The organism is Paenibacillus ihuae, from assembly GCF_001368795.1.
In the GTDB taxonomy this organism is placed as follows: Bacteria; Bacillota; Bacilli; order Paenibacillales; family Paenibacillaceae; genus Paenibacillus_AQ; species Paenibacillus_AQ ihuae.
The window spans coordinates 1469383-1478359 of the sequence record NZ_LN831198.1; the positions used below are offsets into that span (position 1 = coordinate 1469383).

Annotated in this window: 7 protein-coding genes; 6 read left to right on the plus strand and 1 reads right to left on the minus strand. The window is 52.0% G+C overall.

Annotated elements, in window-relative coordinates:
* Nucleotides 1–59: 59 nt before the first annotated feature.
* Complete coding sequence (locus AQR02_RS06450; protein ID WP_054939879.1) at nt 60–1073, minus strand: LacI family DNA-binding transcriptional regulator; 1014 nt, start codon at nt 1071–1073, stop codon at nt 60–62.
* Between the two features lie 240 nt (nt 1074–1313).
* Here AQR02_RS06450 and pnpS point away from each other — a divergent pair, with 240 nt between their 5' ends.
* From pnpS to AQR02_RS33630, 6 genes are all read left to right on the plus strand, one after another.
* Complete coding sequence (pnpS, locus tag AQR02_RS06455) at nt 1314–3107, plus strand: two-component system histidine kinase PnpS (RefSeq protein ID WP_054939880.1); 1794 nt, start codon at nt 1314–1316, stop codon at nt 3105–3107.
* A gap of 190 nt (nt 3108–3297) precedes the next feature.
* Nucleotides 3298–4026, plus strand: a complete 729-nt coding sequence (locus AQR02_RS06460; protein ID WP_054939881.1) for a response regulator transcription factor — start codon at nt 3298–3300, stop codon at nt 4024–4026.
* 191 nt (nt 4027–4217) lie between these two features.
* On the plus strand, nt 4218–4973 hold the full coding sequence (pstB, locus tag AQR02_RS06465; protein ID WP_054939882.1) for a phosphate ABC transporter ATP-binding protein PstB: 756 nt from the start codon (nt 4218–4220) through the stop codon (nt 4971–4973).
* Between the two features lie 67 nt (nt 4974–5040).
* Nucleotides 5041–5700, plus strand: coding sequence for a phosphate signaling complex protein PhoU (gene phoU, locus AQR02_RS06470; protein WP_054939883.1), 660 nt, complete (start codon nt 5041–5043; stop codon nt 5698–5700).
* 254 nt (nt 5701–5954) lie between these two features.
* Complete coding sequence (polA, locus tag AQR02_RS06475) at nt 5955–8636, plus strand: DNA polymerase I (protein ID WP_054939884.1); 2682 nt, start codon at nt 5955–5957, stop codon at nt 8634–8636.
* A gap of 51 nt (nt 8637–8687) precedes the next feature.
* On the plus strand, nt 8688–8977 hold a 290-nt coding region (locus AQR02_RS33630; RefSeq protein ID WP_280818599.1), incomplete at its 3' end, for a DNA-formamidopyrimidine glycosylase family protein.

Sequence of the window (8977 nt, forward strand, 5' to 3'; positions counted from 1 at the left end):
GGGAGCCGCTCCTTGTTTTGCAAACTGAAGATTATGGTGAGGAAGGGGTATGAATGCTATCACAGCAGCCCGGCGGTGGACTCGCGCGGAATGAGCTCAGGTTCAAGAATCAGCTGCCGTGATGCCGTACATCTGCCTTGGATATGATCCATCAGCCACTGGCCGGACGTTACCCCGAGCTTGAAGGTGTCGATATTCAGCGAAGTTAGCGGGGGAGTCGTATAGCGGGATAAAGGATATTCATCAAAAGCTGCGACTCCCAGTTGACCCGGAACACCGATCCCGAGCTCCCGGGCTGCCTTCAATACGCCAAACGCCGTGTAATTCGTCATACACACCACAGAGTCAGGACGGTCCCCGTGCTGGAACAGCTTCAGTGCCGCGCGGTATCCTTCGTGTTCATCCGCCGGACCGTTTACAATCCAATCCTGGCGGACGATACAGTCCGACTGCTGCATGGCTTGAAGGTAGCCGCTTAACCGGCGGCTGAATATCCGCTCATTCCGTTCACCTCCGATAAAAGCAGGTTTAGTATAACCCTGCTGCAGCAAATGACTGGTAAGCATTCGTCCCCCGGCTTCATTGTCGAAATCGACCCAACTGGCGGCCGGCTCCAATTCACCGATCGAGACGTAAGGGAAGCGGAGCCGGTCCAGCTCCTTCGACAATTCTTCAGTCAGAACAGAATTATTAGCAATAATTCCGTCTACCCGCTGGTTTAGCACAAGTCGGTTAAGAAAATGGTCCTCCGCAGCATGGTGCTGGATATTACAGAGGGTCAATTCATAGCCCAGGGGACCGATCACGCTCTCGATACCGCCGATAATATTGTAAAAGAACTGATTCAAAAATTCGCTCTCTTTGGACATGTCGATCAGCAGTCCGACCGTATGGCTGCTCTGTCTGGCTAATCCGGTAGCAATGCTGCTCGGGATATAATTCATCTGCTTCATGATTTCCCGGACTCTTAGCTTGGTTTCAGCTGATATTTTGGGAGAATCGTTCAACACCTTGGAGACGGTGGACTTGGCCACATTTGCCGCTCTGGCTACATCTGAAATGGTTACTTTCATCGTTATCCCTCGCAAGAAAATTAGTCTTTATGAAACCGCTGTAAAAGAATGGAGAGGTGTTATCTCATAGTTTATCATTTTGTTGCGTCTTGTTCTATTAACGGGATTTCTGCAGCGCTCCGACACTGTCCGGGGCAGATTTTACACTGCGTTGATAATTGTCACGGGAACTGGTATTTTCGCGGAAATGGAGTTAGGATGTTCTCAAGGACACAACGATAAGAAAGAGGACTACTTTATATGAAACCGTTTCGCATCCGCCTCACCCTAATCATGATGGCCCTGATCGGAATCTCTATGATCGGTGCGGGCATTACTATGGCTACGCTGTTCAAGGACTCGCATATCACCGCCCTGGAGGAGAACATGTCCCGGGAAATAAAATTATTGTCCGGCACCTTCCAGTTCACCGACATGAACAGCTCAGATGCGATCAGCTACTACACGGAGCATGCCAAGCTCATCTCCCAGCTGACGAATTCCCGGATTACCTTCATTACCAGAGAGGGGAAGGTTATCGGCGATTCGGAGAAGAACCCGCTGGAAATGGATAACCACTCTACACGGGAAGAAGAAGTAATTGCGGCGAAAGAAGGCATTGGCCGTGCCATCCGTTACAGTGATACGCTTGACCGGGAAATGCTCTATGTGGCCGGAGCGGTACACTCCGAGGACGGCTTTGACGGATATATCCGCCTTTCGATGGCGCTTGATGCGGTAACAGAGGGGCTGAACCGAGCATGGATGATTATGGCCGGCGGACTGGTGCTGCTCTTTGTGGCGGCTACCTTTGTGAGCTATAAAGTGGCGTCCAGCATGACTTCACCGCTGGAGCAGATTACTAGAGTCGCCCGACGCATTACCGATTTGGACTATGATGCCAGGGTACCGATACAGCGCAGAGATGAGGTCGGACAGCTGGCCAAAGCGATCAATGCGATGGCGGACAGCCTGCAGGCACAGCTTAAGACAATCCGCGATAATGAGGATCTGCTGCAAAGCGTATTGGATAATATGACCGGCGGCATTGTCATGATCAATGCGGAAGGGGAGTTTGCCCTGCTCAACCGGGCCTCGGAACGGATGCTCGATGTGAAGAACAGCGAGATGGCCGGGCATTCCTACAAAGAGCTGAAGCATCATTATGAGCTGGCCCGGCTGATTGAAGAAGGTGTCGAGCGTAATGAGCCGATCCATGAAGAGCGCAGTATTTATACCCCTGCCGAGCGGATCGTCCGGCTGGACGGTGTGCCGATGGTGCAGGACGGCTCTTACCGGGGCATGCTGTTCCTGCTGCAGGAGGTAACGGAAATCCGCCGGCTGGAGAAGATGCGCAGCGAGTTTGTCGCCAATGTGTCGCATGAATTGAAGACGCCGGTAGCCGCAGTAAAAGGCTTTGCCGAAACGCTGCTTGGCGGCGGTGTGACAGATGAGAAGACCGCCCGTTCATTTTTGCAGATTATATATGATGAGAATGAGCGGCTGAACCGCCTGATCGGGGATATTCTGGAGCTGTCCAAAATCGAATCCAAGCGTGTGCAGCTGGAATGCTCGCCGGTGCATTTAATCGAATTCTTTGATTCCGTGCTGGGGACGCTTAGTAAGGTGGCAGAAAAGAAAAAGATTAGTCTCAGCACGAATGTACCGAACGAGCTCTTCATCGAAGGGGATGAGGATAAGCTGCGCCAGATCTTCATGAATCTGCTCTCCAATGCCATTAATTACACGCATGACGGAGGCAGTGTCAAAGTTACGGCTACAAACAGACAAAGGACGGATGGTACAGAAACTGTCGTCTTTACCGTCAGTGATACGGGAATGGGAATTCCCCGCAAAGACCTTCCGCGCATCTTTGAGCGGTTCTACCGGGTAGATAAGGCCAGATCCAGGAGCTCCGGCGGTACGGGACTCGGGCTGTCCATTGTAAAACATCTGGTGGAGCTGCACCGGGGTACGATTACCGTTGAGAGTGATCTCGGAATTGGAAGCTCGTTTATTCTGGAGCTGCCGCTGCTGCAGGAGCACGGAGAGTAGCAGACTGGTTGGTGCGCGGTCTGTAGAGGCATGGATTGCGTTTGCCAGCCGGTCTATCAAGAGATATATTAAAAGTATCAGGTGAATCTTCGAAAAGTTGCTGCTATTTTACACCAAGTTAACATTCCGGTGATATGATGGGCTTGCTGCAGTTTTGTAAATTTTAAAACATATGAATACGGGGGAAACTATGGCACAACGATTGCTTGTCATTGAAGACGAACCGACGCTGGCCCGGCTGCTGTCCTATAACTTGACGCAGGAAGGCTATGAGGTGACGGTGGAGGATCATGGAACGGCAGGATACGACCGTGCGACTAGAGAACCTTTTGATCTGATCGTACTGGATCTGATGTTGCCCGGTATGAACGGGATAGATATCCTTGATAAGCTTCGCGGGCAGGGCATCCGTACACCTGTAATCGTGCTGACTGCCAAAAACGCCGAAGAGGATGTAGTCCGGGGACTGAAATCAGGCGCCGACGATTACATAACGAAACCTTTTGGCGTGTCCGAACTGCTTGCGAGAGTGAGCGCTGTTCTCCGGCGGATCTCGGGAGTTGTAGAGGAGAGCCAGCCGGAAGTGGCGGCATCCGCATCGACGATCATTCTGGGACAGCTGGAGATTTATCCGGAGCGGTATGAGGTCTCGCTGGGGGGACAGAGCATCAATCTGCGCCCCAAAGAATTTGAGGTGCTGCTGTACCTGGCACGCAAGCCGGGTGTAGTGCTGACGCGCGACGATCTGATGAATGCGGTTTGGGGCTTTGATTATATCGGGGGGCAGCGTACTGTAGACGTTCATGTCAGCTCGCTGCGCAAGAAGCTGGAGCTTGATCCGGAATCCGTCCACATCGACTCGATCCGCGGGGTGGGCTACAAGCTGGTCGTGAACAAAAAAAGAGCACCGGTCATGTGATATGACGGTGTTCTTTTTTTTGACTATACATAAAAATAGAAATGTAACTATACACTATACTTACACTTCTGTTAGAAGCATAATATCTGCCGCTGCCGATTTTACACTGCGTTAACAATTCTCTTCAACTCTATTTACACTGAAAGCTTATCATTGGGAACGAAGATGATGAGAAGGAGACGCCAAAACAAATGAAATCCATCATTGACATAGAGAAGCTAGATCTCTACTATGAGTCATTTCACGCACTGAAGAATGTGGAGCTGCAAATCCCTGAGAAACAGGTGACCGCGTTTATCGGGCCTTCCGGCTGCGGTAAGTCCACCCTGCTGCGTACCCTAAACCGAATGAATGATATGATCCCCGGAACACGTATTGAAGGAACAGTTAACATCGGCGGCAAGAATATTTATAGCGACGAAGTGGAAGTGGAAAGTCTGCGCAAGCAGGTCGGCATGGTATTCCAGCAGCCGAATCCTTTTCCGAAGTCAATTTATGACAATGTAGCCTATGGCCCGCGTCTGCACGGCGTCCGTTCCAAAGCGGAACTCGACGAGCTTGTGGAGCAGAGCTTGCGCCAATCCGCCCTCTGGGAGGAAGTTAAGGATTTCCTGAAGAAGTCTGCGCTCAGCTTGTCCGGCGGACAGCAGCAGCGGCTCTGTATTGCCAGAGCGCTTGCAGTGCAGCCGGATATTCTGCTGATGGATGAGGCGACCTCTGCCCTGGACCCGGTCTCCACACTTAAGATCGAGGAGCTTGTACAGGAATTGCGGAGCAAGTACACGATTGTAATGGTCACGCACAACATGCATCAGGCGGCCCGTGTGTTGGGACGTACCGTGTTTTTCCTGAATGGTGTCATCGTTGAGGCGGCGGATACGGAGATGCTGTTCTCCAATCCGAAGGACTCCCGCACTGAAGATTATATATCCGGACGCTTCGGCTAAGCGCTGGAGGACCTGTTCCTGGAAATGACAGGCTGACCATACGTTTTTGAGGAGGATCGGTTTACTTATGATTCGCAGAAAAGAATTCGACAAAGATCTGGAAGAGCTGCGCACCCTGCTGCAGCAAATGGGTGAGCATGTCATCGATGCACTTGAGGGTGCCGTGGTGGCGCTGCAGACCCAGGATATCGAACGCGCACAAGACATCGTTAAGGCTGACTTGAGGCTGAATGCGATGGAAGACAAAATTATGGACATCGGCTCACGGCTTATTATTACCCAGCAGCCCGTAGCCAAAGACCTGCGCCGTATAATTGTTGCTTTCAAAATCTCCAGCGATCTGGAGCGTATGGGCGATCTGGCTCTGGATGTGGCAAAGGTTACCCTGCGTATTCAGGGACAGCAGCTGATCAAACCGCTGGTAGATATTCCGCGCATGGCTGAACTTGTCTCGGTTATGATTACCGAAGCCATTCAGTCCTACCTGGATGAGAACACCGACCTGGCCTACAAAATGGCCCAGGACGATGATCAGGTTGACGGGTTGTACAGCGCAATGATTAATGAGCTCTATGCTTATATGGTGGAGAAGCCGGAATCCCTGAATCAGGCCATGCTGCTGACACTGGTTGGCCGTTACATTGAGCGGATTGCTGACCACGCCACCAACATTGGCGAGAGTGTCGTGTATCTGGTGACGGGCAAGCGTCCGGATCTGAACCAATAGCCTGCAGTAAGCTCGCTCAGACAGCTGGAGTGAACCTCCCTGACGTATTTCTAAAACAGCACGCCCCCCATGGAGGCATGCTGTTTTTTATTTGTAATTGCCGGCAATAACGGGTTTAAGCCGCTGAAGAATGGCAATCCTGCATTCAATGTAAGATTCTGACCCGGAGACTCATTTCGTGCACTTTGGTTCTTTTTTGTACAGAGCATATGGTAAGATGTAAGGAGTAAGCAAGAAAAAGGCGAGGTGCTACAGTGGACAAGTTGATACTTATAGATGGAAATAACATCATTTACCGCGCGTTTTTTGCAATGCCGCCGCTGACGAATACAGCAGGACAGCAGACGAATGCGGTATACGGATTTACGACAATGCTATTGCGCTTAATTGACGATTATAAACCAAGCCATTTGATCGTGGCATTTGATGCGGGGAAGATTACGTTCCGGCATGAAGGTTATGAGGATTATAAAGGCGGCCGCCAGAAGACTCCGCCCGAGCTGTCCGAGCAGTTCCCGATGCTAAAGGACCTGCTGCGCGATCTCGGTGTGCCGCAGTTTGAAATCAGCGGCTATGAGGCTGATGATATCATCGGCAGTATCTCCCGGGAAGCGGATGCTGCCGGACGTGAAGTGATCATTGTGTCCGGGGACAAGGATATGCTGCAGCTGGCTTCAGAGCATACTACCGTAGCCCTGGTACGCAAAGGTGTTACCGAAGTGGAGCTGTACGGACCGCAGCAGATCCGTGAGAAATATGATCTGACCCCTGAGCAGATTATCGATCTCAAGGGCCTGATGGGTGATACTAGCGATAATATTCCAGGTGTTCCTGGGGTAGGCGAGAAAACGGCACTGAAGCTGCTGCATCAGTTCGGCTCTGTTGAAGGTGTACTGGCCGGAACCGGCGAACTGAAAGGAAAGATGAAGGAGAAGCTAGAGGAGCATGCCGACAGCGCCGTCATGAGCAAGAAGCTCGCGACGATTTACCGTGAGGTTCCGCTTGAGCATGCCTGGGAGGATATGGCCTTCAGCGGAATTAAGACAGAAACAGCCGGACCTGCGCTCGCTAAGCTGGAGTTCAAATCCCTGCTGGAGCGCTTGTCGCTAAGCGCTTATGCGCCAGCGGCAAATGGCGAAGGAACCGGAGCGGAAGCATCGGGTGCGGCTGAGACCGCTGTCCTGGATATTACGATCGTCGGCGAGGCCGAACTGGAAGCGCTAATTGCTGCCCTGCCGGATATTTCCGCACTGCATGTGGAGACAAACGGTGAGAATCCGCACCGTTCTGAAGTGATCGGCATCGGTCTGTCTTCACCGGAGCAGCATTACTTCGTGCCGCTTGCCCTGCTGAAGAGCCCGGCCGCAGCACCGCTGCGGGACTGGCTTGGAGACAGGAGTGCGCCGAAGAGCGGATATGACCTGCACCGGGCGGATCTGGCCCTGCATTGGCAGGGGATCGCTTTTGCCGGAGCGGCTAATGACGTGCAGCTTGCAGCCTATTTGCTGGACCCGACGGAAGCGAATCAGAATCTGAATGATCTTACCGCCAAATATGGATTGCCGCGTCTGTCCCCGGATGAAGAGGTATTCGGCAAAGGCGCCAAATATAAAATTCCTGAGCTTGAGATTCTGGGCAATCATGTAGCCCGCAAGAGTGCTACTGTGCATGGCATTGTGCAGAAGCAGCAGCAGGAGCTGACAGAGACAGCAATGACCGGCCTGTTACTGGATCTGGAAATGCCGCTGTCGCGCATTCTGGCTGATATGGAGAAGCAGGGGATTGCGGTCAATAAAGAGGATCTCAAGGAGCTGGGCAAAGAATTCGAAGCACAGATCTCCACACTCGTAACGGAAATTTACGAGATTTGCGGAACCGAGTTCAACCTGAACTCGCCGAAGCAGCTTGGCGAGATCCTGTTCGTGAAGCTGGGACTGCCTGTCGTTAAGAAGACGAAGACGGGCTATTCCACGGATGCAGAGGTGCTGGAGAAGCTGGCTCCTTATCATGATGTAGTGCGTCTGATCCTGCAGTACCGTACGATTGCCAAGCTGCAGTCCACTTATGTGGAAGGATTGCTTAAGGAAATTTCGGAAGAGACCGGCAAGGTTCATACCTTCTACCGGCAGACGATTGCCGCAACAGGACGTTTAAGCAGCCAGTTTCCGAATCTTCAGAATATCCCGATCCGGCTGGAGGAGGGCCGCAAGATCCGCAAGGTCTTCGTGCCGTCTGAACCCGGCTGGTCTATCCTGGCGGCGGATTACTCGCAGATTGAGCTGCGGGTGCTGGCGCATATCTCCGGTGATGAACGGATGAAGGAAGCGTTCCTGGAGGATATGGACATTCACACCAAGACAGCCATGGACGTGTTCGGGGTCACGGCCGATCAGGTAGACAGCAATATGCGCCGTTCCGCCAAGGCGGTCAACTTCGGGATTGTCTACGGCATCAGTGATTACGGACTGTCTCAGAACCTAAATATTCCGCGTAAAGAGGCTGCACAGTTTATTGAGCAGTATAAGGAAGTCTTTAGTGGTGTCCGCCGTTATATGGATGAAATTGTAGTCGAAGCGAGTAAGCAGGGGTATGTCACAACAATGCTGGAACGCCGCCGTTATCTGCCGGAGATTAATGCCAAGAACTTTAATCTGCGCTCTTTTGCTGAACGGACAGCGATGAACACTCCAATTCAGGGAACGGCTGCGGACATCATCAAGCTTGCTATGGTTCATATGGACAAAGCATTATACGAACGCGGGTTGAAGAGCCGCATGCTGCTTCAGGTGCATGATGAGCTTGTGTTTGAGGTACCGCCGGATGAGCTGGAGCTGATGAAGGAGCTGGTGCCAGAGGTTATGGCCGGGGCGCTGGCGCTGTCTGTTCCGCTGAAGGCGGAGGTAAGTTATGGAAGTAACTGGTATGAAGCGAAATAGGCTCCCCGAAGCCTGGTGTTATCCGGTATAATGGGATAGAGGTGAGCCATAATGCCGGAATTACCGGAAGTTGAAACAGTCAGAAGAACACTAAACGATTTAATTACAGGCAAGCAGATACAGCACGTCACCGTCCGGCTGCCGCGGATTATTCAGCGTCCGGACGATATTCAGGCTTTCGCCAATATGCTGGCGGGCCATAGCATTGTTACGGTTGAGCGCAGAGGCAAATTTTTGCGGTTTGTACTGGATGGACTGGTAATGGTCTCCCATTTACGGATGGAAGGCCGCTACGGGCTCTTTCAGCAGGATGATCCGCTGGACAAGCATACGCATGTCAT

Excerpts from the sequence above, each read along its gene's own strand:
- AQR02_RS06450 (WP_054939879.1), bottom strand. The coding sequence starts at position 1,073 with ATGAAAGTAACCATTTCAGATGTAGCCAGAGCGGCAAATGTGGCCAAG.
- pnpS (WP_054939880.1), top strand. The coding sequence starts at position 1,314 with ATGAAACCGTTTCGCATCCGCCTCACCCTAATCATGATGGCCCTGATC.
- AQR02_RS06460 (WP_054939881.1), top strand. The coding sequence starts at position 3,298 with ATGGCACAACGATTGCTTGTCATTGAAGACGAACCGACGCTGGCCCGG.
- pstB (WP_054939882.1), top strand. The coding sequence starts at position 4,218 with ATGAAATCCATCATTGACATAGAGAAGCTAGATCTCTACTATGAGTCA.
- phoU (WP_054939883.1), top strand. The coding sequence starts at position 5,041 with ATGATTCGCAGAAAAGAATTCGACAAAGATCTGGAAGAGCTGCGCACC.